General features: G+C 66.5%; 34 protein-coding genes and 3 tRNA genes. 11 read left to right on the top strand and 26 right to left on the bottom strand.

Going from position 1 to position 24,173, the window contains the following annotated elements:
- Positions 1-96: 96 nt before the first annotated feature.
- Positions 97-426: a GNAT family N-acetyltransferase gene (locus tag E0H50_RS35270; RefSeq protein WP_131295342.1), complete on the bottom strand. Its 330-nt coding sequence runs from the start codon at positions 424-426 to the stop codon at positions 97-99.
- Between the two features lie 281 nt (positions 427-707).
- Here E0H50_RS35270 and E0H50_RS35265 point away from each other — a divergent pair, with 281 nt between their 5' ends.
- The gene (locus E0H50_RS35265) at positions 708-1,154 is read left to right on the top strand and encodes a hypothetical protein (RefSeq protein WP_131295341.1); all 447 of its coding nucleotides are present in this window, start codon (positions 708-710) and stop codon (positions 1,152-1,154) included.
- A gap of 56 nt (positions 1,155-1,210) precedes the next feature.
- On the opposite strand, the gene E0H50_RS35260 is transcribed toward E0H50_RS35265, so the two are convergent.
- The 14 genes from E0H50_RS35260 to E0H50_RS35195 all read right to left on the bottom strand — a co-directional run bounded on the left by E0H50_RS35260 (position 1,211) and on the right by E0H50_RS35195 (position 9,487).
- Positions 1,211-1,501, bottom strand: a complete 291-nt coding sequence (locus tag E0H50_RS35260; protein ID WP_131295340.1) for a DUF6247 family protein — start codon at positions 1,499-1,501, stop codon at positions 1,211-1,213.
- A gap of 153 nt (positions 1,502-1,654) precedes the next feature.
- Positions 1,655-1,936 (bottom strand): hypothetical protein, encoded by a 282-nt coding sequence (locus E0H50_RS35255; RefSeq protein WP_131295339.1) that lies wholly within the window; start codon positions 1,934-1,936, stop codon positions 1,655-1,657.
- A gap of 470 nt (positions 1,937-2,406) precedes the next feature.
- On the bottom strand, positions 2,407-3,549 hold the full coding sequence (locus E0H50_RS35250) for a site-specific integrase (RefSeq protein ID WP_131295338.1): 1,143 nt from the start codon (positions 3,547-3,549) through the stop codon (positions 2,407-2,409).
- Positions 3,549-3,758, bottom strand: a complete 210-nt coding sequence (locus E0H50_RS35245) for an excisionase family DNA-binding protein (RefSeq protein ID WP_131295337.1) — start codon at positions 3,756-3,758, stop codon at positions 3,549-3,551. The genes E0H50_RS35250 and E0H50_RS35245 overlap by 1 nt, the downstream gene beginning before the upstream one ends.
- 15 nt (positions 3,759-3,773) lie before the next feature.
- On the bottom strand, positions 3,774-5,441 hold the full coding sequence (locus E0H50_RS35240) for a replication initiator (protein WP_131295336.1): 1,668 nt from the start codon (positions 5,439-5,441) through the stop codon (positions 3,774-3,776).
- Positions 5,442-5,455: 14 nt separating this feature from the next.
- A complete protein-coding gene (locus E0H50_RS35235) occupies positions 5,456-5,659 on the bottom strand; it encodes a hypothetical protein (protein ID WP_131295335.1) in 204 nt (67 codons plus the stop codon).
- Positions 5,656-6,117, bottom strand: a complete 462-nt coding sequence (locus tag E0H50_RS35230) for a WhiB family transcriptional regulator (RefSeq protein WP_131295334.1) — start codon at positions 6,115-6,117, stop codon at positions 5,656-5,658. Before E0H50_RS35230 ends, E0H50_RS35235 begins: the two co-directional genes overlap by 4 nt.
- The gene (locus E0H50_RS35225; RefSeq protein WP_131295333.1) at positions 6,114-7,553 is read right to left on the bottom strand and encodes an FtsK/SpoIIIE domain-containing protein; all 1,440 of its coding nucleotides are present in this window, start codon (positions 7,551-7,553) and stop codon (positions 6,114-6,116) included. The genes E0H50_RS35230 and E0H50_RS35225 overlap by 4 nt, the downstream gene beginning before the upstream one ends.
- A 4-nt stretch (positions 7,554-7,557) precedes the next feature.
- Positions 7,558-7,779 (bottom strand): hypothetical protein, encoded by a 222-nt coding sequence (locus tag E0H50_RS35220; protein WP_131295332.1) that lies wholly within the window; start codon positions 7,777-7,779, stop codon positions 7,558-7,560.
- A 60-nt stretch (positions 7,780-7,839) separates the two neighbouring features.
- Positions 7,840-8,112, bottom strand: a complete 273-nt coding sequence (locus tag E0H50_RS35215) for a hypothetical protein (protein WP_131295331.1) — start codon at positions 8,110-8,112, stop codon at positions 7,840-7,842.
- Positions 8,112-8,381 carry a hypothetical protein gene (locus tag E0H50_RS35210; protein WP_131295330.1) on the bottom strand — a complete coding sequence of 90 codons (270 nt, stop codon included), beginning with the start codon at positions 8,379-8,381 and terminating at the stop codon, positions 8,112-8,114. Before E0H50_RS35210 ends, E0H50_RS35215 begins: the two co-directional genes overlap by 1 nt.
- A 1-nt stretch (position 8,382) precedes the next feature.
- Complete coding sequence (locus E0H50_RS35205) at positions 8,383-8,634, bottom strand: hypothetical protein (RefSeq protein WP_131295329.1); 252 nt, start codon at positions 8,632-8,634, stop codon at positions 8,383-8,385.
- The gene (locus tag E0H50_RS35200; protein ID WP_131295328.1) at positions 8,634-8,990 is read right to left on the bottom strand and encodes a hypothetical protein; all 357 of its coding nucleotides are present in this window, start codon (positions 8,988-8,990) and stop codon (positions 8,634-8,636) included. The genes E0H50_RS35205 and E0H50_RS35200 overlap by 1 nt, the downstream gene beginning before the upstream one ends.
- Positions 8,991-9,016: 26 nt before the next feature.
- On the bottom strand, positions 9,017-9,487 hold the full coding sequence (locus tag E0H50_RS35195) for a plasmid replication, integration and excision activator (RefSeq protein ID WP_131295327.1): 471 nt from the start codon (positions 9,485-9,487) through the stop codon (positions 9,017-9,019).
- 135 nt (positions 9,488-9,622) lie between these two features.
- Between E0H50_RS35195 and E0H50_RS35190 the strand changes: the two genes are divergently transcribed.
- Entirely contained in the window at positions 9,623-10,477 is an 855-nt protein-coding gene (locus E0H50_RS35190; RefSeq protein ID WP_131295326.1) for a GntR family transcriptional regulator, read from the top strand.
- The gene (locus E0H50_RS35185; protein WP_131295325.1) at positions 10,470-11,165 is read left to right on the top strand and encodes an HAD family hydrolase; all 696 of its coding nucleotides are present in this window, start codon (positions 10,470-10,472) and stop codon (positions 11,163-11,165) included. The genes E0H50_RS35190 and E0H50_RS35185 overlap by 8 nt, the downstream gene beginning before the upstream one ends.
- On the opposite strand, the gene E0H50_RS35180 is transcribed toward E0H50_RS35185, so the two are convergent.
- Positions 11,162-11,413 carry a helix-turn-helix domain-containing protein gene (locus E0H50_RS35180; RefSeq protein WP_131295324.1) on the bottom strand — a complete coding sequence of 84 codons (252 nt, stop codon included), beginning with the start codon at positions 11,411-11,413 and terminating at the stop codon, positions 11,162-11,164. The genes E0H50_RS35185 and E0H50_RS35180 overlap by 4 nt on opposite strands.
- 499 nt (positions 11,414-11,912) lie before the next feature.
- Positions 11,913-12,722, bottom strand: a complete 810-nt coding sequence (locus E0H50_RS35175) for a hypothetical protein (RefSeq protein WP_131295323.1) — start codon at positions 12,720-12,722, stop codon at positions 11,913-11,915.
- A 345-nt stretch (positions 12,723-13,067) separates the two neighbouring features.
- Here E0H50_RS35175 and E0H50_RS44585 point away from each other — a divergent pair, with 345 nt between their 5' ends.
- Entirely contained in the window at positions 13,068-13,769 is a 702-nt protein-coding gene (locus tag E0H50_RS44585) for a toll/interleukin-1 receptor domain-containing protein (protein WP_131295322.1), read from the top strand.
- 521 nt (positions 13,770-14,290) lie between these two features.
- Complete coding sequence (locus E0H50_RS35165) at positions 14,291-14,758, top strand: trypco2 family protein (RefSeq protein WP_131295321.1); 468 nt, start codon at positions 14,291-14,293, stop codon at positions 14,756-14,758.
- Positions 14,759-14,911: 153 nt separating this feature from the next.
- On the opposite strand, the gene E0H50_RS35160 is transcribed toward E0H50_RS35165, so the two are convergent.
- The 5 genes from E0H50_RS35160 to E0H50_RS35140 all read right to left on the bottom strand — a co-directional run bounded on the left by E0H50_RS35160 (position 14,912) and on the right by E0H50_RS35140 (position 16,038).
- Positions 14,912-15,217 (bottom strand): hypothetical protein, encoded by a 306-nt coding sequence (locus tag E0H50_RS35160; RefSeq protein WP_131295320.1) that lies wholly within the window; start codon positions 15,215-15,217, stop codon positions 14,912-14,914.
- Between the two features lie 5 nt (positions 15,218-15,222).
- A complete protein-coding gene (locus E0H50_RS35155) occupies positions 15,223-15,555 on the bottom strand; it encodes a hypothetical protein (RefSeq protein WP_131295319.1) in 333 nt (110 codons plus the stop codon).
- Positions 15,556-15,707: 152 nt separating this feature from the next.
- Positions 15,708-15,783: transfer RNA gene (locus E0H50_RS35150), tRNA-Phe, on the bottom strand.
- A 46-nt stretch (positions 15,784-15,829) separates the two neighbouring features.
- Positions 15,830-15,906 (bottom strand) — tRNA-Asp (locus tag E0H50_RS35145).
- Between the two features lie 59 nt (positions 15,907-15,965).
- A tRNA-Glu gene (locus E0H50_RS35140) sits at positions 15,966-16,038 on the bottom strand.
- Positions 16,039-16,122: 84 nt separating this feature from the next.
- Between E0H50_RS35140 and E0H50_RS35135 the strand changes: the two genes are divergently transcribed.
- Positions 16,123-16,473 carry a metallopeptidase family protein gene (locus tag E0H50_RS35135; protein ID WP_202868469.1) on the top strand — a complete coding sequence of 117 codons (351 nt, stop codon included), beginning with the start codon at positions 16,123-16,125 and terminating at the stop codon, positions 16,471-16,473.
- Positions 16,474-16,569: 96 nt separating this feature from the next.
- Positions 16,570-17,454 (top strand): hypothetical protein, encoded by an 885-nt coding sequence (locus E0H50_RS35130; protein WP_131295318.1) that lies wholly within the window; start codon positions 16,570-16,572, stop codon positions 17,452-17,454.
- Here E0H50_RS35130 and E0H50_RS35125 read toward each other — a convergent pair.
- Together E0H50_RS35125 and E0H50_RS35120 are read right to left on the bottom strand one after the other, a co-directional pair.
- Entirely contained in the window at positions 17,451-18,179 is a 729-nt protein-coding gene (locus E0H50_RS35125) for a polyprenol monophosphomannose synthase (protein WP_131295317.1), read from the bottom strand. The genes E0H50_RS35130 and E0H50_RS35125 overlap by 4 nt on opposite strands.
- A 43-nt stretch (positions 18,180-18,222) precedes the next feature.
- On the bottom strand, positions 18,223-18,606 hold the full coding sequence (locus E0H50_RS35120) for an STAS domain-containing protein (RefSeq protein ID WP_131295316.1): 384 nt from the start codon (positions 18,604-18,606) through the stop codon (positions 18,223-18,225).
- 197 nt (positions 18,607-18,803) lie between these two features.
- Here E0H50_RS35120 and E0H50_RS35115 point away from each other — a divergent pair, with 197 nt between their 5' ends.
- Positions 18,804-19,547 carry an SDR family oxidoreductase gene (locus E0H50_RS35115; protein ID WP_131295315.1) on the top strand — a complete coding sequence of 248 codons (744 nt, stop codon included), beginning with the start codon at positions 18,804-18,806 and terminating at the stop codon, positions 19,545-19,547.
- Positions 19,499-20,278 carry a DNA alkylation repair protein gene (locus E0H50_RS35110; protein ID WP_131295314.1) on the top strand — a complete coding sequence of 260 codons (780 nt, stop codon included), beginning with the start codon at positions 19,499-19,501 and terminating at the stop codon, positions 20,276-20,278. Before E0H50_RS35115 ends, E0H50_RS35110 begins: the two co-directional genes overlap by 49 nt.
- A gap of 9 nt (positions 20,279-20,287) precedes the next feature.
- Here E0H50_RS35110 and E0H50_RS35105 read toward each other — a convergent pair whose 3' ends face one another.
- Positions 20,288-21,766, bottom strand: a complete 1,479-nt coding sequence (locus E0H50_RS35105; protein WP_131295313.1) for an MFS transporter — start codon at positions 21,764-21,766, stop codon at positions 20,288-20,290.
- 4 nt (positions 21,767-21,770) lie between these two features.
- Complete coding sequence (locus tag E0H50_RS35100) at positions 21,771-22,487, bottom strand: hypothetical protein (RefSeq protein WP_238151583.1); 717 nt, start codon at positions 22,485-22,487, stop codon at positions 21,771-21,773.
- Between the two features lie 234 nt (positions 22,488-22,721).
- On the opposite strand from E0H50_RS35100, the gene E0H50_RS35095 reads away from it, so the two are divergent.
- Positions 22,722-23,528: a DUF4397 domain-containing protein gene (locus tag E0H50_RS35095; RefSeq protein WP_238151582.1), complete on the top strand. Its 807-nt coding sequence runs from the start codon at positions 22,722-22,724 to the stop codon at positions 23,526-23,528.
- 71 nt (positions 23,529-23,599) lie between these two features.
- Positions 23,600-24,172, top strand: a complete 573-nt coding sequence (locus E0H50_RS35090) for a class F sortase (RefSeq protein WP_238151581.1) — start codon at positions 23,600-23,602, stop codon at positions 24,170-24,172.
- Position 24,173: the final 1 nt, after the last annotated feature.

Here is a 24,173-nt window from a genome sequence, read left to right as displayed (position 1 = left end):
CAGACGAACCGCCTTGGCCCGGGTCTGCTCGTCGTACTTGCTCGGCATGACTGCCACCTTCCCAACGAAGGAGGTGTGCATCAAACCCGGGGTGGTTCAGAGTCCGCTAGCCACGCCGTGACGACGCGCACGCTCCTCCACGAACAGGCTGCGCAGATACCCAGTCACCACACCACGGCGTACCTCACTCGCCTCACTAACCCAGCCAACCAGATGCCCACACGCCCCCAACGCATCCGTAGCCACCAACACCAGCGCCTTCTCGTTCTCCAACAACGCCGCGAAGTCAGCGGCCCCACGCCGCTGCGGCCACGTGACATCGACCCCAGGGTCATGCTCACCGGCATCCACAGCAAACAACTGCGCCTCAAGCCCAACGAGCTCCTCGACATCGGCATGAGTCGCAAGACGGATCAGCGCTGTCACCACACCAGCAAACCACGCCGAAGGGCTTCACCTCAGATGTGCCCTCCCACAGTCCTGCCACCTTCGTGACCTGGTTCTGGAGGCCGAGTCCGTCCACCTGGATACGGTGGTCAGCTGCCGGTGGGTTCGCTGCGTCGGCCTCGTGAAGCGTGCGGAACTCATCGTCGGTCAACCAGACTTTGCGAGTCGCCGCGCGCCGCAGCGCCTCCGGGAACTCGACCGTTATCTGCACGATCAGGCACCGAGGCAGCTCCCGCCGGCACAAGTCGCAGGTCTCCGGCGTGAGCACGTCAGACATAACAACTTCAATGCCCACGGCCACGAAATTGCGAGCCGGGCTGCAGGCATTGATCACGCCGGCCTCTGCTGTCCCCGGCCTTCCTCTCCCCCCACGGCGCGGCAGCACCCCCGACGATCAGTTGGCGCACATCATCCACGTCGATGAAGGCACACCTCGCGCGACCTTCCGCGAGGCCACGCGCCGTCACACTCTTACCCACCGCAGGCCCACCCGTGAGCACCAGCGGCAGCCGACTCATAACTCAGCCGACCCAGGTCACGTCGAAGATCCGGATCTGCTGGCGATTGTCGTCGACATGGAAGGACAGCAGTCCGAGACCGCCAAAGGTGCATTGCCGGAAGCTCGGCTCATCTCGATCGAGGGGGTGAGTCTCCCACGGCGCACCGACCAGCTGGCCGACACCTTCGCCCAAGGCGTCGAAGGCTGATGAAGGCAGTCCTTGCAGCTGAGCCAGTGCGGATGCGTGAAACTCCACGCGGTAGCTCACAGCCGATCGGGCCAGCCTGGTATCGCTTCTTCGGCCGGCACGAACTCGTCAGCTCGATCCTCGCGGGTCGCTTGCAGCGCATCATCGAAGCCCGGATCGGAGTACGCGGCCGCCCGTAGGTGCCAGAGGTGCAACAGATCCCGCAATTGCTGAAAGCGCCACACCTCGTGGGCAGCGTCAAGAGCGCCGTGGTACTCGCTGAGGAACTGCTCATGCCACTTCGCCGGCAAGAGGCGGAGGATCTCGCTGGGGTCGTCCGGCGAGCCCTGCATCGGCTGAGCAGTCATGCCACCAGATTACTCTGAGGACACCTGCCGCGTGTCAAAGTTATCCACAGCCGCCGCGCTGAGGGAGGTCCCGGCGGAGTGGCTGGCGATCTCCAGCAGTGTCCACCGGACACCAAGACTGGCACTGCAATGTGAGCTGATGTCAGGCAGAGCTCATTCGTCCTCGATGTAGCCAGTGGTGCGGTCGACCATCGAGAGGAAGTTACGGATATTCGCCCGGTGCTGCTCGAGCGAGCCGAGGGACGGGCTGGTACTGAATCCATAACCGGGGTTGGGGCCGCTGATCCAGTTGTAGTGTGTCCCGCCGAACCCGTCGGGCTGAAGCTCGAAGTCCTCGCCGTCGACTTCAAGCCTGAACGCTGCCCCGCCGTCGGTGACGCTGGAGGGCGCCACGCCCGGACTCGCGGCCCACTCTCCGCCGTCGCTGCCGCTCATGCACCGAGTATGCAGCCTCCGGGCCCATGCGGCGTGCCGACCGGAGGTACCCGCGCGCTGATCCGACAACCAGGACAGGCGAGTTAAGAAATCCGCGCTCCTGTCCGCTGTGTCGGTGAATGCGGGGCCGTGTGACAGGTTCTGGTGGGCTCGCACCTGTTATTCCCTGTCCGCAGCACCCAGAAGGTGTCGCCTCCCCCCGCAACCGGCTGGTCACCACCACACAAGGCCTTCCGCCGGTTCCCCGAAGCCGGGCGCCATGACGGTACGCAAACCGCCAGCGGTAGCCCGCAAAGACTGCCGGCGCGGAGCCGGAGCAGGCGTGGGAAAAGAAAAGCCCTCCCCGGTGTGCGGAGAGGGTGGTGGTGGTCAGGGGCGGTCTCGAACCGCCGACCTTCCGCTTTTCAGGCGCGTACATAACCGCAGGTCAGGGGCCATGTACGCGCCTTTCGTGCGCTCCACATGCAACATCAGTCGATCTTGATCGTGCGGGGAAGTCGGGCGGCCGACCCCTTCTCGGCTATCTCGCTGAGTGCCTTGGCGACCTCACGGTCACGCCCGTCGACGGCGTGGATGTACCGCTGTGCAGCTACCGCCGTGGAGTGTCCGGCGCGCTTCATCAGGTCCACGGTGCTCGCTCCCGATGCCGCCGCGAGGCTTTGACCGGTGTGACGAAGGTCGTGGAAGGTCAGTGTCAGCCCGACCTTCTTACGCGCACGGACGAACGCCTGATAGATCGCGTTCCCGCGCATCCGCTGACCGTCACGACCGATGAAGAAGAACTCCGGTCCGGCGAACTCCTTCGCGTGCGCGGTCAACAACGGCCAGACGTGAGGAGGCACGGAAACTTCCCGCTTGCCCGCCTGAGTCTTCGGGTCCTTCTCGAACTTCCGCGACGATTCGAGCAGCTCGACCCAGTTCTTCCGAACCCAAACCTCTTTGTGCTCGGTGTCGATATCGGCGGTTCTCAGGGCGCAGACCTCGCCACGGCGCAGCGTGCACCAGGCCGCCACCGCTACCGCAGCGCGATACCGCGGGGTGATCGCGTCGATGAGCTGTCCCACTTGATCGGGCGTCGCGATTGGACGCTCAGATGCCTTGTCTGCGCCGGCACCCGGAATCTGACACGGGTTCTTGACGATCGCCTCGTCCCGCACCGCCGCATTCATCACGGCTCGCAGGAACCGATACGACTGCGCGATCGACGTTCGGCCACCGGTGCCGCGCCGAGCCTTCGAGTACCACTTACGTACGACGGGCGGCGTGATGCTCCGCAATGGCAGGTCCAGCAGATCGACCATGTGCAGGCGCATGTTCCGTCGACAGGTCTCTTCCCAGCGTTCGCCGACCTCTTCGTTCTCGGTCAGATACGCGTCGGCGTACTGCCGAAACGGGACCTTCCCCAGCTCCTCATCCTGCCAAGCGCCGCTGCTGAGGTCAGCCTCCACCTTGAGCAGCCAGCGGTCAGCGTCGCGCTCATTCTTGAACGGTGCGGGAGCCGGTTGCCGAATGCCGTTCCGTCCAATGTAGGACGCCTGAAACTTGCCGGACGGGAGCTTTCGGACACTGCCAAACGTACGACGCGGCTTCTTCTCCTTCTCCTCCTTGGGCATCAGGCGACCACCCTCCCGCCGCTCCATCGCAGCTCGATCGGGTCGACTGTCTGCTCATCGATGTACGCCGACAGCACGTCCTCAGGGATGCGCACGTGACGGCCTACGCGTACGAAGTGGATACGCCGTTCTGCGATCAGCCTGCGCGGGAATCGCTCGGTGGTGCCCAGCATTTCAGCAGCTTGGGCGACCGTAAGTAGCTTCCTCACTCCATTGCTCCCCGTCTATGCCGCCGAGCTGGCGGTCAGTTGGTCAGTTGCCGAATTGGTGTTGCTGGGTGGTGATGTGCCGTCGCGGGCGCGTTGTTTGGCTGCCTCGTATTGCTCGCGCCAGCGGATGCGTTTGGTGATGCTGTAGGCCAGGACTTCCTTCTGCGTGGGTGCGTCCTCGTCGCCGGGCCGGACGGGCGTCCAGATGAACCGCGGCTGTTCGTCGTCGTTCGTGGTCTGGGTGACTGACATTGCGGTTTGGTCGTCCATCTCGACGCCGGCAGCGGCGAGGGTTTGGCGGATGACTTCGGCTCGGTCGGCTCGGTGGTCGGTGAGGGTCTTGCCGGTCCACTGGCGGGAGACCAGGACGCGGCGGCCGCCGAGGCCGAGGTGTGCGCGGTCGTGGGCTTTGCTGTCGCATTCGCCGGGCACGAGGTTGCCGGTCGCGTCCTTCGGGGTGATCCCGTACAGGAGCCAGTTCGCGCAGGCCTGCGAGCAGGGCAGCACCTTGACGTGCTCGTGAAGCCGGTTGAGGTGGTCGAGCTGGGCCGGGTGCAGGTCGGCGGGGTCGTCGCCGTAGGTCTCGCCGATTGCCTTGCCGAGGTATTTGGTCAGGTAGCCGATCGCCTTGCCGACCTTGGCGTCTGAGTCCGCAACGATGCCTTTGTAGTCGACCTGTTCACCGAACCGGACCACGTGCGCGGGTTGCGCTGCGGGGTCGGCGGCCAGGTCGTCCAAGGCGTTGTCCCAGGTGGGCAGCAGCGCGCCTGTGGCGGGGTCGAGGAAGCGTTCGGTGTCCTCGTCCCAGATGGGCAGGTCGTAGCCGGTCTGAGCGCCGTAGAGCGGCGTCTCGTGCTCTGGCCACCACACTTGGTGGTACGTCGCGGCGGCGATCTGGCGGACGAGCTCACGCGGCACGGTCCCGCGGACTGCCATGTGCAGATGCGGCGCGAGGCGCTTCTGTGGTTCGACTACGGCGAAGTACTGCGCCTTGTACCCGGCACAGCGGCGAAGGTTCTGAACGAACCGGTCGACGCCCTTGGAGAAGTGCAGCGCGTCGAGCGCGGCGCGGCGGTAGTCGTAGGTGGACGGGTCGACCGGTGTCGACAGCTCGGGCGAGTTCGGGCTGTGGTGAACCCCGCACGAGCACGGGACGAGCTTGCCTTTGACCCGGTATGGGAGGCGGTGCGTCGCGCCGTAGGAGTCGAGTGTGAGGGTGAGGAACATCGACGGGCGGTAGGTCTTGCCGTTGGGTGCGCGAAACGTCGTACCGACCGTGCGCTTGTCCATCGGAACTCGCGGCAGGTCCGGGGCATCCTGGCGTCGACGGGTGGATCGGACGCGGCGGGTGGATTCCTCGTCGGTGCCGGCGTCCTCGGGTTCGGCCTGGTCCTCGTGCTCGAGCTGGTCCTCGTCGGGGAGGTCGAGTTCGGTGTCTCGGTGCCAACCTTCGCGGCACTGTTGCATCCGGAGTCGCCGGTTGGCGTCGGCGCAGGGTGGGCACTTCGTGGTGAGCGTCGATCCGCAGGAGACGCCGACAATGCGTTCGGTGCCGGTCTCGGTGTCGACAACGCGGTTCAGGATCGGTCGGACACAGACGCCGTTGGTGATCGCGAGGTCTTGGACGACGTCCAGCGGGAAGCGGTCCAGCGTGATCCTGCCGTGCGTTCTGGTGTCGGTCATTCTGGACCACCTCCTTACCGGTGCAGATCCGGCGTCGAGGGCTCGGATCGGTCGTGTTTGTTGGGGATTCGGGCGGTGAGGTAGCAGCGGACGCCCGCGGATCCTCGGTTGGTGTAGAGCAGTCCGGAGCCGTCGAGCTGGAAGACCACGGCAAGGACCTTGACCATGACCTCGATCTCTGCCGGATCGCCCGACAACCGCATCTGAACGGTCATCACGCTGCGGACCGTTCGGCGTCGGCGTCACGCTTGAGCGGCAGAGGCTTGGTTGGGTCGAGCGCGGTGGGACCGGGCGTCCACTCGGTGCGGCAGGCGGCCGGCAGCGGCCAGGGTGCGATGCGAGCCCAGTACGCCGAGAGTCCGGCGAGTGTTGTGGTGATGACTGCGCGGTCAGCATCGGTCGTGCCGCCCCAGACGCCTTGCTCGTCGTTGAGTAGCGCCGAGGCGAGGCAGGATCGGCGGACCGGGCAGGCCCCGCAGATGCGCTGTGCTGCCTCGGCCTGCTGCTTGGGAGTCGGTTCCTCGCTGGTGAACGCGGGATCGGCGGTACCGAGGCAGGCTGCCCGGTCACGCCAACCGCGGATGATCCACTGGTTGACGGTGACCCGCATCGGGAGCGGCAGCGCCGGGGTGAGTGGAAGGGCGAGCTGGCCGGCGATCTGAACCTTGGTGCTCATGCGGCTTCACCGCTCTCGACCACTTCACCGTCAACGGTGTTGGGGTTGATAAGGGTGACACTGTCGACGGGTTCGATCGCACCGCGCAGGCCATACGTGGTTGCCATGTCGCGGATCGCGTCGTCACTCATGTATGCCGCCCGGACGCGTACCGGCTCTCGCTTGCCCTCCTGGAGGACATAGGCGACACCGGGTAGGGATTCGGGGATGCGGTCGCACTCGGCCCCGAGATCCCGCGCACCCTCACCGAGCGCCATTTCCACCTGCGCTTCGTTGTCCAGGCGCATCGCGATCTTGGTCGAGAACAGCTCGCGCCATGTCACTACGTCCTTGGTCACGAGCAACGAGGTCGCGAAGACAGCGAACCCAGGTGCGCGGCCCTTGCCGAGCAGCCGACCGAGTGCCACCTCGATCCGAGCGGACAGTCGGCGTCCCTCCGGGCCGGGCAGCAAGACGGTGAGCTGCATCAGCTCGTCAATGACGATCAGCACGAACGGTGTCTCCCGCGATGCCGTGAATGTGCGTGCCTTGCCGCGCAGGAGCTTGGTGCGGTCGTCCAGGTAGTCCGCGTCCTGTTCGAGCATCTCGGCCATGGCTTCGTAGTCGTCGGCTTCGTAGCGGTCGAACAGCTCTCGCCCGAAGTCCAGCTCCATCCCGCCTTTGGGGTCGATGCCGTGCACCACGACCAGGCCGGCCTTGATGTACGGCGCGAGCGCCCACAGCAGCGACCACAACACCGAGGACTTCCCGGCACCCGAGACACCGCAGACGAAGACGTGCCGACCGACCACCTTGAGCCGCCACGGCGTACCGTCCTCGCAGTACCCGAGCACCAGGCCGTCCAGGTCCCGTACGTTCAGGCGCACCGGGTGCAGCGCGGGAAGGATGGTCTTGCGCAGCGGGTCGGCGGTGAAGAAGTCCACCCACACCTGTCCCGGTTCCAGCTCCCGTACCGCAACTCGTCGTGCCTTCGCCGCGTGCCGCAGATCCGGGACTGCCTGCATCACCTGGTCGGTTCGCACCCCGAGCGGGAGATCTAGCAGCACCGAGTCGATACAGCCGGTGGAGCGGACTTTGAGGATGCGGGGACGGAGAATCCAGCCGGTCATCTCGTCGGTCACCGACAGCCCCAGGCGGCCCATCCAGAACCACCAGCGCGGCGCGTACCGGAACCAACGGCGGTACCAGGCCTTCACCCGGTAGACGACCTGATTGCGGAACGACACCCGCCACACCAACGCCCACACCGCCAGGACCGTGACCAGGACGCCGGCACCGATCAGCGGACGCGTCCAGCCCTGCGTCACGCCGTACACGCCCAGCGCCGGGATACCCAGCAGCGGCACCATCACGCCGGGGTGACGCAGCTGCGACGCAATCATGCGCCCGACCGGGTAGTCCCCCGCGGCCTTCCTGCCTGACTTGATCTTGCCCATGGCTCTACCTGCCTCCTCTCTCGTGCTTGGCGAACCGACGTTCCACGACCAGCAGATGACCCCACGCCTGCTCAAGCGCGGTCATCGCACCGGCCGCACCGCTGTTCGCATCCGGGTCCGGCACACTGGCGAGAACCCCGGTCGTCTTCTGCAGCTGACTACGTGCGTCGTCCAGCTCGTTCATCAAGCCGCGCAGCTTCGCCATAGCGTCGAGATCGTTCGTCACGTCCAACGCACGCGCCCACTGGTCCAAGAACCGGCGCCTACCTGCAATCGCCACGACCCGTCAGCCCCTCTCGTGAACGGCGAACCCGCGCAATGCCTGGTCGATCGCAACCACTGCCAGATCCAGACGCCCGAGCGCCGTGGCCAGCGATCCCCGTACGTCGTCCTTCGGAGCCTTGGACAGCGACCGGGCCACGGTCCGAACCCGGTCCTGTGCGTCGAGCAACCGGCCCATCAGCTTGTGCAGCTCCCCCGAGGCGTCCTCGTCGTTGCGGACCCCGAGCGCGTCGGCCCAACCGTCGAGGTCCGTGCGTGTCGCGAACAGAGCAGCCATTACTTGTCTCCTCTCAGATGGAGTTCGAACTTTCGCGTCACTACGGCTACTTCCGACCAGAGATTCACGGCGTCCTGCACCGCCTGACGGGCAGCAAGCCGAAGGTCTCCGTCCGGGCACTGGCGCAGCGACTTGTCGACCCACAGCACCCGGGCGGCCGAGGTCACGAGTCGTTGCCGTAGCGGGACGATCTCGGCAAGCGCCTCGGTGTCGTTGCCAGCGCCGAGGACGCGAGCCCAACGGTCGAGTTCCTTCGTGCGGCCGGCCACGTCACAACCCCCGCTCGTGCAGCAGGAAGTCGCGTTTGACCCAGAACAGGCCCTCTTGCACGAAGTCCAGACGGTCCACCACGAGTGCCGCCAGACCCCGTACGTCGAGGCCGCGCAGCCGGTCGCACACCGCCGAGAAGTCCTCGCGCTGCTCCTGCACCATGTGCTCAACCCGCACGAGCTGCACGAACGCGGCATCGTCATCCCCAACGCCGAGCGCAAGCGCCCACGCGTCCAGGTCTCGGCGCTGCATCACGCCACCGGCCCAAGTGCGATCGACGCAGTCGGCAGGTATGGAACCGGTTCGTCAATCAGTTGCTCAAGGCACCGGTCGTGATCGTGTTCGTTCCACTCCATCGACCCGAACACGTCCACGAACGAACACGGCTCGCCGTTCGGGAGCAACCCCAGGGCTCCGGCAAGGTCGTGACGAGCCCGCTCGATCACCTCACTGAAGGCGTCAAACACTGACAGATCGTGGACGTACAGCCCTACGCCTTCGCCCGAGCGGCCGACCTTCAGCACTACCCACGGGACGCCACCACCGCCCTCTGTAAACAGGTGGTACGTGAGGCCCGTATCGGCATCAACGTGCGCGTCCACGGTCATCGACGGAGCCTTGTGTGCGTCCACGATCAGGCCGCCTTGTCGCCCGACGTGGACCGTGACTGAGCCGCCGATCCTGGCATGTTCTTCGGGGCCTTCACATCGGTCGCCCGGAACGACCAGCCCTGACGAGCGCGGCAGCGGTGCCCCTTGCCGTTCTCCGGACCCGTGCACGAGCGGGTGTCGACCCACGGAGCGGCCGTCAGACCGTCGAGATAGATCGGCGTGAACGGCAGCCCCGGCAGCGACTCTGGCAGCACCGGCTGCACCTCGGCCAACAGGCGCACGACGAACGTCCGGTCGTTCTTCTTGGTCTCCGGGTCGGGGTCCATGACCTCGACCTTCCAGACCAGCTGCTCGGTCTCCTTGTCCCGAGCCTGCACCGGCCGGTCCTTGCTCGACCGCTCGAAGTCCAACTCCGGCTCCACCGGACCCACGGCGTACAACCCGTACGGGAAGGCGAGTCCGAACTGAACCATCACTCGGCGCGGCATGCTCATCTTGCGTCTCCCTACTAGTCAACTAGCTTGGCTAGCCAAGCTCTAATGCCGCTAACGTACCTAGCATGGCTAGCCAAGTCAAGCATTTACACGAACTTGGCCAGCAGGGCTAGCCAGGTGCTCTACGCTTGACCCATGACGACGCTCGATCCGGATGACCCTCGCCCGCCGTATCAGCAGGTCGCGAATGTCCTTCGGGCCGCGATCCTGACCAAGACGATCGGGCCTGGGGAGAAGCTGCCCTCTCAGGCCGAGCTCGCTGAGCGCTACGGCGTCGCCCGCATGACTGTGCAGCAGTCCCTTCGCCTCCTGAAGGCTGAAGGCCTGGTGGTGGCGCGCCAGGGGAGTGGGGTCTTCGTTCGCGAACGTACGGAGCGACCGGTCGGCCTCCGCCCACACGTCGAGGCCGTGTTCGGGACGCCTGACGTGCGGATCGACTTCTCCGGTTACACCGCAGAAACCCTCAACGGGATCATCCAGGAACCGCTGGACAAGATCCGCGCCGGCCGTCTGACTCCCGAGTCGGTGCGGCTGCGCCTTCTGTTGTCGGACATGTCCAACCCGATCGCGCTGCCGTCACGCGCCGGCGACAATCCAGGCGATGACGCCGGCGTTCGGCGGCGGATGGAGCGCTTGGTGGAGCGGCACGCGCTCGCGATCGTGGAATCCGTCATGGAGCTGGGTTCGCTCGGTCTGATCGGCAGAGCTGAGGCTGAGGTGCGGGTCCACGGCTCCGCGCCGCTGTTCAAGGCGTACATCCTGAACAACCACGAGCTGTTCTTCGGCTTCTACCCGGTGGTCGAGCACACCGTCACGATCGGCAAGGAACAGGTCCCGATCTTCGACCCTATGGGCAAGGACGCGGTCCTGTTCCACCACGTCGCTGACGCGGACCCGAACTCGACCGGATCGCTATACGTCACCGAGACCTCTCGCTGGTTCGACAGCGTGTGGAACACCATCGCCCGCGAGTACGCCCCCAATGACTGACCAGCTCCTCGCTCTCCTCGCGCATACCACCGCCGTCCTCCTGGACTTCGACGGCCCAGTCACCCCGCTACTCCCGGCAGACCGCAACGCCCATCTGGCCGACGCGACCCGCGCAGTCCTCCGCGAAGCAGGCACCGGGCTGACCGATTCGGTGAGCGCGACCAGCGATCACCTCGCCGTCCTCCGCTTCGCTGCTAGCAACGCGCCCGCCACCCTCGAAGCCGTCGAGCGGACTGCCGTGCAGGGCGAGGTCGACGCCGCCCGCCTCGCGGTTCCTACGCCAGGAGCCGCGGAATTCCTCGCCGCCTGCCACCAAACCCGGCGGCCCGTGGTCGTCGTCAGCAACAACTCGGCCGACTCGGTCGAGGCATTCCTACAGCAGCACCACCTACATGACCTGGTGCAAGAGATACTCGGCCGGCCTTACGGCGAACCGAGCCTGATGAAGCCGCACCCCGAACTTGTCCGGCGAGCGCTCGCGATCCTCGACCGCCAACCTCAGAGCTGCGTCATGATCGGCGACTCGGTCACCGACATCGAGGTCAGCCGAGCCGCCGACGTCCACTCGATCGGCTACGCCAAGACGCCCGAGCGCGGCACCGAGCTGCAACGCGCCGGCGCTGATGCCGTCATCACCGACATGACCGCTCTAGCCGAGGCAATCCACACCTCTGCGGCTGCTGACTAGTCGAGCCCGAGAGTCCTCAAAGCATCCTCCGGCGCACCTTCCAGCAACTCCCGCAGGTTCATCTTGAGCGCACCGCAGAGCGCCACAGCATCCGCCAGCGTCACGCGCCGCGTCCCCGCCTCCAGTGACCCAACCACCGAGCGAGTCCAGTCCAACTCATCCGCCAGGTCTTCCTGCCGCATCCGATGACGAGCACGGGCAGCACGGACATTCCCAGCAATGAGCTTGTCCAACTCGTCCGGCGTCATGCGCAGATCTTCCCGCGCCGCTCACCCCGACGTCATGCGGCAAAACGCACCGGCATGCCGCGATAAACATCCTCTCGCCTGCTAGAGCGGCGCGGCGATACTATTACCGGTGTGACACCCGAAAATCAGTCAGGCGTGAACCATCTCCTGACCGCCGCGCGGATGCGCACGGTGTCACGCAGCGCGCCCGGACGACCGATGAGCCGTGGCGAACTCGCCCAACGCGTAGCCGAGCTCCTGTACTCGGTCAGCTCCAAGCGGTACCCGATCACAGGCCACTACATCGCCAAGCTGGAACGCGGAGCGGTGTGGTGGCCCTGCGAGGAATACCGAGCAGCCCTCTGCCTCATCCTCGGCGCGAGCAATGACGCCGAGCTGGGCTTCCGCCCGCCGAGAAACCACAGAGCAGACACGCGTCGTTGAACCGGTCTCGGCCAACCGGACTAGGCAGCGCTACAGCACCCCTGGCGATGTGCCGTCGGGGACACCTACGCTCGTCCTAGTCCTCCGGGATCTCAAGCGGTGCCCAATCGCCGTCCTCATCACCGTGCCTCCAGACGATCACGGTTTTGCGCCCGCTCTGGACTTTGGCAGCCGCTTCGACGGCCTTTGAGTACGCCTTCAACGCGTGCCTCGCCACCTCCGGCTCAGAGGTGTCGATGATGCCAATCACGGTGCCGGCTTCGAGATCGGTGGACAATTCGATCCGCGAGGGCAATCCGTCGAAGCCTTGCCTGCGCTTGCGGTGGGTGAGGAGAAATTTGATGCCGTCCCACACGGCATTGGTCGCGATGCCTGGCCCTAGTGCGACGACTGTGCTGTAGGCGATTTCAAGGACTACGCGCGCAGTATCGATCGCACTGAACTGAAGCAGTCGTCCCCCGTCAACAGGTGCGACCTCGCTCATGATCGAGGCAGCCTGCGCGATGGCCTCGTCATCAAACCATCCGGCATCGGCTGCGAGGTTGAGAGAATCCTTCTCCGGGTGTGGTCCAGCCGCTCGGCCGATCTTCACCGTCGTGGTGAAGGACATCCCATATGCCGGGCCGACGGAGTCCCAGTCACGCTCGTCAACAAGGCAAGTCATTCTGACCCCGCGCTCGCCGTCGTCAAGCGTCACCAGCGTTGCTTCAACATCTTTGGTCCGAATCGGCTGAGTCCAGTCGTGGTGGCCGATCATCGGGAGCGTTCCGGCGTTGAGCGCGTCCACGATCTGTTGCAGCGCCTCGTCGGCCAGCGCCACGCCGCCGTATTTCTCGACTCGATGCGACGTCGTAACGATTGCTTCGAATGGAATCCAGGCGCTCATGTACTTCCCCAACTTCCAGTTGGACAGACCGTATCGCAGGGCGTCACATCGTGCTCAGCCCTCAGGAATCCGTATGTCAGGACGCCGACGGCCTCGCCTGTGATCCGTCAACAGATCCGCGACACATGTCCGCCAACTGATCCACGACAGGCTAGAAGCCTGGCGAGCACCCGGGGCGGCCGGCCAACGTACGCAGATGCCGAAATCCGAGTGCAGCAGCGTCCGCAATTCCGCCATAGTGAGCGCAGAACTTCGCCGACGAACGTCGTCTGCCGCCGTTCACGCGGGCCCCGCGGATCCACACGTCGTGATCCGACTGTCGGAGGGCGCGCCTACCATAGCTTCATGCCGCAATGCACAGCCCCCGTCCGTGGTCACCGCTCAGCCGCCGCGGCTGCGAACTGCCCTGCGTGCGGCGGGCGGTCGCGGTACCGCTCCTCTTACCCCTCCTACGGCGGTTCGTCGTCGTATGGCAGCGGGCGGGGATCGACATACGGGTCGTCCTCGTCCGGCGGCTCGACCTCGCGACGCACCAGGACCGGCAGGTCCGTCTCGTACAGCCCTAGCGAGTGGCGCGCCGTTGAGCCCTACGCTGAGAAGGCGGCGGAGCAAGCTCGTACCCACCCGGACCGTCGCGACCTCTTCCTCTGCCACGCCTGGGACGACCGTCAAGGCAGCGCGGCTGACCTCAACCGCCAACTGAAGGCGAACGGGGCGACTGTGTGGTTCAGCGAGGAAGACATTCCCCTCGGTTCGCTGATGACTCGCGAGATCGACAAGGGGCTCCGGAACTCCCGCATCGGGATTGTGCTGGTGACGCCAGCGCTGCTCAAGAGCATCAGGAGCGAGGGCATCGCCGAGAAGGAACTCGCCGTGCTGCTCAATAGCAGGCGTGTCGTTCCCGTCACGCACGGCGTGACCTTCGACGAGTTGTACGACGTCAGCCCGATGCTCGCGTCGCACGCCGGACTCAGCACGGCGGAGTCCTCACTTGACGACGTGGCCGCCAAGATCGCCGCCGCAGCCGCTGCGCTCCCGGCCGCGTAGACCGTCTACATCGCGACACCTTCCGCGCATTTGCACTGTCGCGGATCACCCGGCGGACGACCGTCGCACATCACCCGACCGAGGACAGTTGTGATCCATCGTCGGCTGCCGGATTAACCTCTTATGGATCAAGGGCGCGCCCGCCGGGCGCGCCGCCGGGGTGGACCGCGCCCATGCGGACTGCCGTCCGAACCACGGTCCACCCCGGCGGCGCAGCGGACGCGCACGACTCAAGGCAATGCCTCCGGCGGGGGCCTCACGACTCCGGGATGACGGGTCCGATTTGGCCGGCTAGTTCGGAGTCGGGTCGGGGCGCGTCTTCCCGCCTGCCGCTCAGCCCAGTCAGGACCTATCAGGAGCCGCCAGAGGGGCCAAGATCGTTCGTCCGGTAGGGCGCTCCATCTTGGCCCCTCTGGCGTCTCCTGATCGCGCTACGCGTGGGCTGAACGGCAGACGGGAAGACGCTGAGACGCGGTGCGAGAGATGCTGCGCGGCCTGCCGCCAGCCGCCACAATGACGGGATGAACCCTGAACGTCTTGTTTGGAAAGCAGGCCGATGGATCGTCGCCGCGGTTCTCGGGGTCCTCGGTCTGCGTTGGTTCCTTTTGGGACTTGATCGAGGCTCATTCTTTGAGGCGGCCACCGGGGTCTACACGATCGCGCTAACGGTGGCGGTCGTCGTGTTCAGGGGCGGTCGACGGTCGGCCGTCGCGGATCAGGGCAATGTGGTTGGCGGGCTCGCGGATGTCCTGGCTGAGCTGGGTAAGGAACTGACGGAGGCCAACACCCGCGAGCGAGAGACACCAGCTATCAGTTGGGGGTCGGCAGAGCTGGAATTGAGCGTGCTCGTGCAGACAGTCGATTCGACCGGAGTTGAGTTCAAGGTCGTGAGTGGTGAATCGAAGGACGAGGCGTCGCGATCCTCAAAGTTGGTTCTGCACCTCTACCCGAGCGGGGTCTACGACAACCTGCCAGAGGCCGGTGCCTGATCCAGACGCAGGACGATTCGCTAGCAGGATATGTGGACGGCTGTAGACAGAGTCACGAGATCCGAGGGTCGCAGGCCCAACCTGAGCATTGCCCGATGCATGCCTGGACCCCGGTCGACGGTCGATCAGCAACTCTGAATCTCTCCGACCCACCTAGAACGGCAGGTCGTTCGCACCCGGTTGGTGATCGGTGTCGTCGTCATAGATGCTGAGCACGTTCACCGCCCACTCGCCGTCGTGGTCTGGCTCTTCCTCAAGAAGGATGTGGAGACCCGACCGCGGTTGACATAGCCAGATCGCCTCGCTTGGGTCCAGCTCGCAGAACCAGCGAGTCGTCCACTCGTCGCGATCGATGAGCTCGACCAACTCGACGAGGATCTCTCGATCTCCCTCTTTCGCCTGGCCCGAGTGGAGCCAGCTCATCATCACGTCAAGAGAGTCGCTGTCCAGCCGCGCCATAGTGGCTATCGCCGTAGAGCCGTGATCGCATCTTCGGCAGTAACTGGCCGGCGATCGCGCTCGTGCCGAGACCGGGCTCCTTGCAGATGCTTTTGGTACATGTCGTCGCTGCTGCGGCGGACCGTTGTGCCAAGGCTGTCGATCGCCGATTGAAGGATGCTGAGGTTCTTGGTTCGGTGGTACACCAGCCCGGCGCGCAACAGGTGACGTACAACCTTCAGCAGTGCCTCTCGCGGCAGGTTCCCCACTACGTACATCGCTCGGTCGAGTGATTCGGCTTCGGCTTCGGTCAGGTCCTTGTCGGTGACATGCATGCGTATCCCCTTCGCATCGGTCACTGAGTTCCAGCGTACGACACACCTAGGACGGTTTTAATGAGCTGCGAGTCGGGGAACGGTGCGTGCAACATCCGTGCAACTACGGATGGTCGTTCAGGGGGATTCACGGGGACTGGCGGTTGGGCCAGATCGGCCCGATTCACGCTTGGAGATGGTGGTCAGGGGCGGTCTCGAACCGCCGACCTTCCGCTTTTCAGGCGGACGCTCTACCAGCTGAGCTACCTGACCGGGGAGAAAGTTCGGCGGCGGTGTTGTGGACACCGCCGCCTTCTCCTGGCGACCCAGACGGGACTCGAACCCGCGACCTCCGCCGTGACAGGGCGGCACGCTAACCAACTGCGCCACTGGGCCAGATGACTCGATGATCTTACAGCATCTTCGAGGTACTTCTTGCACCGGTCTTTCGACCGTATCCCCAACGGGATTCGAACCCGCGTTACCGCCTTGAAAGGGCAGCGTCCTAGGCCACTAGACGATGGGGACTCGGACCCGCGGGAGCCGAAGCTCCAGGGACAGCCGTAAGCATAGAGGAGACCGCGCCAGCTTCCAAAACGAGATACTGGCGGGGTGATCGAGATGAGTCGGGGCGACTTCGAGGGGCTCGTGGCGCAGGCGCTGGACGAGGTGCCGGAGGAGCTGGCGGCGCTGATCGACAACGTGGCGGTGTTCGTCGAGGACGAGCCGCCGGCGAGCGATCCGGACCTGCTCGGGATCTACGAGGGCATCCCGCTGACCGAGCGCGGGCACGACTACGGCGGCGTACTGCCGGACCGGATCACGATCTACCGCAGCCCGACGCTCGCGATCTGCGAGACCGTCGACGATGTCGTCGATGAGGTGAACATCACGGTGGTGCACGAGATCGCGCACCACTTCGGCATCGACGACGCCCGGTTGCACGAACTCGGCTACGGCTGACCCTAGGCCGATCGCGGATCGGTGGGGTAGCCTCTGGCGGCCGGTTTCGGGGACCGGATCGCCCTGTCTTTTGAACGATCTAGTGAGGCTCCCGCCGTGAGCGACCAGCACCCGCCTGCCTGGAACCCCGACAGCCACCCGACCGGTCCGTACGGCGCCCCGCCGCCACCTCAGCCGTACGGCGCCCCGCCCCAACACACTGCTCCACTACCGCAGTACGGCCCACCGCAGTACGGCGGTCGGCCGCCCGCCAAACGTCCGCGGGGGCCCTGGCTACTGGTCGGCGCGGCGGTTGTGGTGGTTGCGCTGCTCGGCGGTGCTGTCGTGGTCCTGACGGGCCGTGGCAACGACACGGCCGACGCCGGTGCCCCGATCCCGACGGCGACCTTCACCGATGGGGTGGTGACGCCAACCGCCGGCCCGTCCACCGAGCCACCGTCGGCAACGCCGTCCACCACCCCATCCACCACCTCGACCGCCGAGCCGCCCGCCGAGCGGCGCCGGACGCTGAGAGACGTCGACCAGGGCATCGCTGTGTACGACGACGTGTACATCAAGCCCGCCAGTGGATGGCGGAGGCTCTACACGTCGAAATACACGGTGACGCTCGGGCCTGCGAGCAAGGGATCGCTCCTGCTGGTGGTGGTCAACCCAGTGGGCTATCCGGCCGCCAAAGCTGTCCCGGTCATCGCGCGCGATCTGATCGCCCTGGACAAGTTGGCGGCGGTGGTGAAGGGGCCGGTCAAGTCTCTCAGCCCGGCCAACTCGAACATCCAGAGCCAGGCCCAGATGTCGTACACCGGACGGCTTCGGCAGAACGGGGCCTCGGTCTCAGTGACCGCTCGGTGCACGACGATGACCGGAGTGGAGTCGATCCACAACGTCACGGTGTCGGTGTGTGTGCAGGCCCGCCCGGACGTCGCGGACAAGGCGTTCCGTGACGCGAACCGGATGCTGGCCTCGGTTGCGCGGTCGATCTAGGAGCGGCCGAAGAGGAGTTTCCAGGGCATCAGGGCCGACTCGAGCTGGACCTTGAGGGACATCTTGGAGACGCCTTCGGTGCGTTCCTCGAAGCGGATCGGGGTTTCGGCGATCTTCAGGCCGCGCTTGACCGTGCGGTAGTTCATCTCGACCTGGAACGAGTACCCGTTGCTCTCGATCGACGCGACGTCGATCCAGCGCAGGGTGTCGGCCTTCCAGGCCTTGAACCCGGCGGTGGCGTCCTTGACGTGCAGGCGCAGGATGGCGTTCACGTAGAAGTTGGCCCACGCCGAGAGCGCCCGGCGGTGCCAGCCCCATTCGGCCGCGGCCGAGCCGCCCGGGACGTACCGGGAGCCGATCACGACGCCGGCGTCGGTGGTGCGCAGCATCTCGACCATGGTCGGGACGACCGAGGCGGGGTGCGACAGGTCGGCGTCCATCTGGATGACGATGTCGGCGCCTTCGTCGAGCGCGCGGGTGATCCCGGCGACGTACGCGCGGCCGAGTCCGTCCTTCGCGGTCCGGTGCAGTACGCCGACCTTCTCCGGCGACTCCTTCGCCAGCTCGTCGGCGACGTCGCCCGTACCGTCGGGGGAGTTGTCGTCGACGACGAGAAGCTCCAGGCCGGGCAGGTTCAGGTCGGACAGCAGCCCGGCCAGCACGGGCAGGTTCTCCCGCTCGTTGTAGGTCGGTACGACGACCACGATCTTGGCTAGCTCACCCATGACTTTCCTTCGTCGGAGACACCGAAAGCTACCGTATCCGCGGTCAGAGCTGGGTGAGCGCCTCTGTGACCGTGCTGAAGATGCGGAACTGACCGCCGAGGCCGGTGACGCTGAGCGGGCGGTCGACCGGGCGGCCGACGCCGACGAGCGCGAGCGTGATGTTGTGCTGTCCGGCCAGGTTGCGGGCCTCGACGAGGTTGCCGAGGCCGGCGGAGCTGCAGAACGTGACCGCGGAGACGTCGATCAGGACCAGCCGGGCCGGCGGCGCGACCGCGGCGCGGATCGCCTCGGCGGCGAAGTCGGTGCTGGCGATGTCGATCTCACCGGACATCCGGACCAGCAGTACGCCGGGTTCCAGCTCCTCGGTGACCGCCTCGAAGGTGGTCCGGATCATCTCGCCGTCCCGTGGCTCTGGATGGCTGGTCACGCGGGTCTCTCCCCCGGGTAGCGCCACGAACGCGGGTCCTGGCGGTATGGAACTGCCCTGTCCTCACACCGTATGCCCCAACGAGCGAGCCGTACAACGGGTGCACCGACGATGGACGCCGGAGCGTGACCTGACGGTTGTAAGCGCTGTCAGAGTCAAACAAACGACGGACCCAGCCGGGTGGTAGACAAGGCGGTATGGGCGTTCTCGACGGTAAGGCAGCGCTGGTCACCGGTGGCTCGCGGGGGATCGGCGCGGCGATCGTACGGCGGTTGGCCGCGGACGGCGCCGTGGTGACTTTCACGTATGCGAGCAGCGAAGCGGCCGCGGCCGAGGTGGTCGCGGAGGTGAAGGCGGCCGGTGGCGAGGCGATCGCCGTACAGGCGGATCAGGCGGACCTGTCCGGGATCGACGAGCTGTTCGGCAAGGCGGCCGAGCCGACCGGGACGCTGGACATCTTCGTCTGCAATGCGGCGCAGGCGATGGTGAAGCCGATCGCCGAGGTCACGGTCGAGGACTACGACCAGCTGTTCGCGACGAACGTCAAAGGTCCGTACTTCGCGATCCAGCGCGCCGGCCGCGTCCTCCCGGACGGCGGACGGATCGTCGCGCTGTCCACCCTCAACACCGTGATGCCGGGGCCTGGGATCTCGTTGTACGCCGCGAGCAAAGCAGCGCTCGAACAGTTCGTGAAGGTCGCCGCCCGCGAGTACGGCCCGCGGGCGATCACGGTCAACACGGTGTCGCCGGGCGCGACCGACACCGACATGTTCCACGACCACAATCCGCCCGCGGTGCAGGAGGCCCTGGTCGGCATCACCGCGCTCGGCCGGATGGGTGAGCCGGCCGAGGTCGCGGACGTGGTCGCGTTCCTCGCCGGTCCGGACGCCCGATGGATGACCGGGCAGAACCTCCGCGCGACCGGAGGGATGCTGGTCTGATCACCAACAGCACCAAGGGCCTGATCGCCGACGTCGACGCCGCCGCGGATCCCGCGGTGGCGGAGGTACTCGCGCGCTACTTCCAGCTCCAGCCCGGCGGCTACGGCCACGGCGACCAGATGATCGGCGTGAAGCTCTCGACGATCCGCGGCATCCTCAAGCCGTACCTGCGCGCCGACCTCCCGCTGCCCGAGCTCGCGCAGGCCCTGACCAGCCCGGTGCACGAGCATCGGCTCGCGATCCTTTGCCTACTGGCCGATCGCGCGACCCGCAGCCTCAAGCCCCGGACGGCGAACCCTCAGGAGCTCACCGCGATCTACGAGCTGTACACAAGCAGTACGGCGTACATCAACAACTGGGACCTGGTCGACTGCAGCGCGCCGCAGGTCGTCGGCGGGTACCTGCTCGACAAGCCGCGCGATCCCCTCTACGTACTGATCCGCTCCGACCAGCTGTGGGAACGCCGGATCGCGCTGGTCGCCACGCAGTTCCTGATCGGCCAGGGGCAGACCGCGGACACGTACCGGCTGGCCGCCGAGGTTCTCGACGATCGAGAAGACCTTGTGCACAAGGCCTCCGGCTGGATGTTGCGGGAGGCGGGCAAGCGGGTCTCCGAGGACGAGCTGCGCGCCTTCCTGGACCGGTACGCGACCCGGATGCCGCGCACCATGCTCCGCTACGCCATCGAGCGCCTGGACCCGGACAGCCGCGCGCACTACCTTGCGAGATAAGTCGACAAATCAGCTCGGCGTGCGGCTGTCGGCGTACGGCGGAGCTTCGAGCGCGCAATGGGTGTGGTGGTGTACGACGTCGTGCTTGCGCGGTACGCCGCGGTCGCCGAGTGTCACCCACGCGATCACGCCGCCGGCTGCCGCGAGGACGGCCGAGATCCACAACGCGTGCCCGAATCCGTTGTGGAAGGCAACGGGATCGCGGTACGCGTCGCCGGTGATACCGGCCGCCATCGGGATCGCCGCGACCGCCATCAGCTGCGCCGACCGGGCGACCGCGTTGTTCACCCCGGACGCGATGCCCGCGTGGTGGTCCTCGACGGACGACAGTACGGTCGCGGTCAGCGGCGCCACGGTCGCGACCAGACCGAGCCCGAGCAGAACGACGGCGGGCAGTACGGCGGTGTAGTAACTCGTGCCCGTGTTGATCCGCAGCATCAACAGGAACCCGCCGGCCATCAGCACCGGCCCGACGGTCATCGGGATGCGCGGACCGATCCGGTCGGCCAGACCACCGGCGTACCCGGACAGGCCGAGCATCAGTACGGTCATCGGGAGCAGGGCAGCGCCGGCCCAGAGAGCGGAGTAGTGCAGGGCGGTCTGCAGGTAGACGACGACCAGGAAGGTCGCCGTACCGAGGGCGCCGTACACGACGACGGTGACCAGGTTCGCGCCGGTGAAGCGGCGGTTGGCGAAGATGTTCAACGGCAGCATCGGGTACGCGCCGCGCCGTTCCACCTCGATGAACGCGACGAAGGCGACGACGCCGATCGCCAGGCTGGTCAGCACCATCGCGTCGCCGAAACCGTGGTCGCCGGCGCTGATCAGGCCGTACGTGACGCCGGCGAGGCCGACGGTCGCGAGGATCGCGCCGTTGACGTCGAGCTTGCCGGCGGCCTCCTCGTCGCGGGTCTCCGGTACGTGCCGGAGTGTGACGAGAACCGTCACCAGCGCGAGCGGCACGTTGAGCAGGAAGATCAGCTGCCACGATCCGCTGTCGACCAGACTGCCGCCGACGAACGGGCCGACAGCCGCCGCGACCGAGGTGAGACCCGACCAGGTGCCGACGGCCTTACCGCGATCGGAGTGCTGGAACGTCGTCTGCAAGATGGCCAGGCTGCCCGGGGTCAGCAGTGCACCGCCGATGCCTTGCAGCACGCGGCCTGCGATCATCACCTCGAGGTTCGGGGCGATCGCGCACACGACCGAGGCCGCGGCGAACCAGATCACCCCGACCACGAACGTACGCCGCCGCCCGAGCCGGTCGCCGAGTGAACCGCTGAGCAGTACCAGCGCCGCCAGCATCAGCATGTAGCCGTTGACGATCCACTGCAGGCCGGCCATGTCGGCGTTCAGGTCCTCGCCCATCGCCGGCAGCGCGACGTTGACGACGGTCCCGTCCAGGAACGCCATCCCCGACCCCAGCGCGGTGGCGGCCAGCACCCACCGCCCTCGCGCCGTGCCCAGCGCGATCCGCTCATCAGTCATGGAGTCAGCGTGGCAGATCCAGTTGGAGTACGACGAGGGCCTTGCCGGCCGGGATGTCGGGCTGGATCGTGAGGTCGGGCGGATCGCCGACCGCGCACCGGGTCTCGGTCATCAACGGACAGACCGCGTTCAGCAGCCCGCCGGTGACTGTCAGGTCGGTCGGCAGCGTGCTGTCCGTGCCCGCGGTCAGGGGACGGATGGCCGCGGCCGCACGGGTCGACGGTGACGGCAACGGCAAGGCGCGCACCGTCGAGCCGGACAGCCGGTACGTCAGCTGGATCCTGGTCGCCGCGGCGGTCAACGGAATGTAGTCGGCCGCTGTCAGCGTGGTGTTCTCGAGCCGCACGGACTGATCGTCGGCGAGCAGTTTCAGGTTCGTCACCCGGGGTGTCGTCCGGGCCATCATTCCGGGCAGGTGCTCACCGGACGCCGGCAGCTGCACCGGCAGGATGTCCGTGGCCGTCGGCAACATCAGGTTCTCGGTGACGTCGAACGAACCGTCCGGCCGCGGCACCGCGGTGAGCGCGATCCCCGGCTTGGTCTCACCGGTGCCCGGCGTCGGCGTCGAGGTGATCGGTGCGGGCGGGCCGGAGCTGCCGAGTCCCGGGCTCGGTGCAGCCGGACCGACGGATCCGGTGGAGCAGGAGACGGTCGCGCTGTACCCCAGCAACAGCGCGACCGCCGTCAGGTAGCGGGTCCTCGTACGTCGCGACTCCTCCACCTCCGCCCCCCAAAACGGACCTGACCGCAAAGAAGAATCGCTACCTCTGGCGATCGGGTCGGACTTCCGCATACGATACGCCCGAATTCATGGGGTCGGGCGTTTGTTTCACAATTTTCCGGTGAACTCCGAGGGGGAGACAAAATGCGGAGACGGAGTGTGTCCGGGCAATCCCGGGCGGTGCATGAAAATGTTACGAGAATTCACGGTTCGGTAATTCGGAGAGTACTTCCGTTGCTGCTCGCGGTGCTCGTCGCGGCCGCACCGGCACTACTCACGGTGCCCGCGAAAGCGGCCGCCGGCGCCAACCTGTACTTCGTCCAGGGCCTGCCCGGGCGGAGCCTGGACATCAGCGTCGACGGGCGTCAGGTTGCCAGCAAGGTTGCAGGTGGGAAGCTTGTCGGGCCGTTCGGGGTCGCATCCGGCAAGCGCATGATCACCGCCCGGCAGGACGGCAAGGTGGTGATCCAGCGCGAGGTGTCCGCGGGATCCGGGGCCAGTCTGGACGTCGTCATTCATCAGCCGGTGTCGCCGACCGGGGCGCCGCTGATCACGACGTACGCGAACAAGTTGACCGCGGTGCCGAAGGACAAAGCCGGATTGCGGGTCGCGCACGATGCGGCGGTCGGTCCGGCTGACATCCGGGTGAACGGAAAGGTACTTTTCCAGAACGTCGCGAACGGTGAATCCCTGGACGTGGTCGTTCCGGCGGGCACGTACAAGGTCGACATCGTGCCGACCGGTGCGACGTCACCGGTCGTCCTCGGCCCGCTGGACCTGCCGGTGCAGGCGGGGTACCTGACCAGGGTGTTCGCGATCGGCGCTCCGGCGCAGAAGACGATGACGGTCGCGCTCGGCACGATCAAGGTTCCGGCGACCGGGTCGGCCAAGCCGTCCGAGGTGAACACCGGAACCGGCGGACAGGCGGCGGGGCTCGACCAGGCGCAGAGCCCCGCCGCCCAGTCCGGCTTGTGGATCGTGGTGTTCCTCGCCGCGCTCGGGGTGGCGGTCTTCACGGGCCGAAAGGTGGTCCGTCGCTGAACCGGCGACTCGCAGGTACGGCACTGTGCTGTCTCGCCTTGGCCGGCTGCTCGGCCGAGGCGGACGGCGCAGTGCCCACACCCACGACCACGGTCAGTTTCAAGCACGGCGCGACGCCGTCACCCACCGAGCGGACCGCTCCGGGGTCGGCGCCACCGGGACGCGTCGGTACGCCGGCACCGAGTCAGCGCATCCGTTTCGTCCCGGAGCGGGTGGTGCTGCCCGGCGGCGCCGGCGCACCGGTGCTTCCGGCAACTACCGTCGCCGGCCAGCTTCAGGTGCCTGGGGCGCGTCGAGTCGGCTGGTGGGACGGTGGGGCGGAGGCGGGTGACCCGTTCGGTTCTGTGGTGCTCGCCGGTCATGTCGATTCGAAGACCGAGGGGCTCGGGTTCTTCTCCCGGTTGCTCGGCGTACGGCGCGGTGAGGTCGTCGTACTGAACGGGTCCGGGCATACGGCGTCGTACCGGGTCGTCTCGGTCGTGTCGGTGCGGAAGGACGCCCTCGCGACGAAGAGCGGCGCGTTCGACCAGACCACCGACCACAGGCTCGTACTGATCACCTGCACGGGTGCGTACGACGCGTCGCGCGGCGGCTACGAGGACAACTTGGTGGTGACTGCCCTGCCCATCGGCCTCGCGCAGTGAG

The sequence above is a fragment of the Kribbella sindirgiensis genome (genome assembly GCF_004331435.1).
GTDB lineage: Bacteria > Actinomycetota > Actinomycetes > Propionibacteriales > Kribbellaceae > Kribbella > Kribbella sindirgiensis.
Note: the sequence above shows the minus strand (reverse complement) of the source record. Positions and strands in the feature narration are given on the sequence as shown.

Bases quoted from the DNA above. Each gene is read 5' to 3' on its own strand.
- E0H50_RS35260 (WP_131295340.1), bottom strand. From the start codon at position 1,501: ATGACTGCTCAGCCGATGCAGGGCTCGCCGGACGACCCCAGCGAGATC.
- E0H50_RS35255 (WP_131295339.1), bottom strand. From the start codon at position 1,936: ATGAGCGGCAGCGACGGCGGAGAGTGGGCCGCGAGTCCGGGCGTGGCG.
- E0H50_RS35250 (WP_131295338.1), bottom strand. From the start codon at position 3,549: ATGCCCAAGGAGGAGAAGGAGAAGAAGCCGCGTCGTACGTTTGGCAGT.
- E0H50_RS35240 (WP_131295336.1), bottom strand. From the start codon at position 5,441: ATGACCGACACCAGAACGCACGGCAGGATCACGCTGGACCGCTTCCCG.
- E0H50_RS35230 (WP_131295334.1), bottom strand. From the start codon at position 6,117: ATGAGCACCAAGGTTCAGATCGCCGGCCAGCTCGCCCTTCCACTCACC.
- E0H50_RS35225 (WP_131295333.1), bottom strand. From the start codon at position 7,553: ATGGGCAAGATCAAGTCAGGCAGGAAGGCCGCGGGGGACTACCCGGTC.
- E0H50_RS35215 (WP_131295331.1), bottom strand. From the start codon at position 8,112: ATGGCTGCTCTGTTCGCGACACGCACGGACCTCGACGGTTGGGCCGAC.
- E0H50_RS35205 (WP_131295329.1), bottom strand. From the start codon at position 8,634: ATGCAGCGCCGAGACCTGGACGCGTGGGCGCTTGCGCTCGGCGTTGGG.
- E0H50_RS35200 (WP_131295328.1), bottom strand. From the start codon at position 8,990: ATGACCGTGGACGCGCACGTTGATGCCGATACGGGCCTCACGTACCAC.
- E0H50_RS35195 (WP_131295327.1), bottom strand. From the start codon at position 9,487: ATGAGCATGCCGCGCCGAGTGATGGTTCAGTTCGGACTCGCCTTCCCG.
- E0H50_RS35190 (WP_131295326.1), top strand. From the start codon at position 9,623: ATGACGACGCTCGATCCGGATGACCCTCGCCCGCCGTATCAGCAGGTC.
- E0H50_RS35185 (WP_131295325.1), top strand. From the start codon at position 10,470: ATGACTGACCAGCTCCTCGCTCTCCTCGCGCATACCACCGCCGTCCTC.
- E0H50_RS35180 (WP_131295324.1), bottom strand. From the start codon at position 11,413: ATGACGCCGGACGAGTTGGACAAGCTCATTGCTGGGAATGTCCGTGCT.
- E0H50_RS35175 (WP_131295323.1), bottom strand. From the start codon at position 12,722: ATGAGCGCCTGGATTCCATTCGAAGCAATCGTTACGACGTCGCATCGA.
- E0H50_RS44585 (WP_131295322.1), top strand. From the start codon at position 13,068: ATGCCGCAATGCACAGCCCCCGTCCGTGGTCACCGCTCAGCCGCCGCG.
- E0H50_RS35165 (WP_131295321.1), top strand. From the start codon at position 14,291: ATGAACCCTGAACGTCTTGTTTGGAAAGCAGGCCGATGGATCGTCGCC.
- E0H50_RS35160 (WP_131295320.1), bottom strand. From the start codon at position 15,217: ATGGCGCGGCTGGACAGCGACTCTCTTGACGTGATGATGAGCTGGCTC.
- E0H50_RS35125 (WP_131295317.1), bottom strand. From the start codon at position 18,179: ATGGGTGAGCTAGCCAAGATCGTGGTCGTCGTACCGACCTACAACGAG.
- E0H50_RS35115 (WP_131295315.1), top strand. From the start codon at position 18,804: ATGGGCGTTCTCGACGGTAAGGCAGCGCTGGTCACCGGTGGCTCGCGG.
- E0H50_RS35110 (WP_131295314.1), top strand. From the start codon at position 19,499: ATGGATGACCGGGCAGAACCTCCGCGCGACCGGAGGGATGCTGGTCTG.
- E0H50_RS35105 (WP_131295313.1), bottom strand. From the start codon at position 21,766: ATGACTGATGAGCGGATCGCGCTGGGCACGGCGCGAGGGCGGTGGGTG.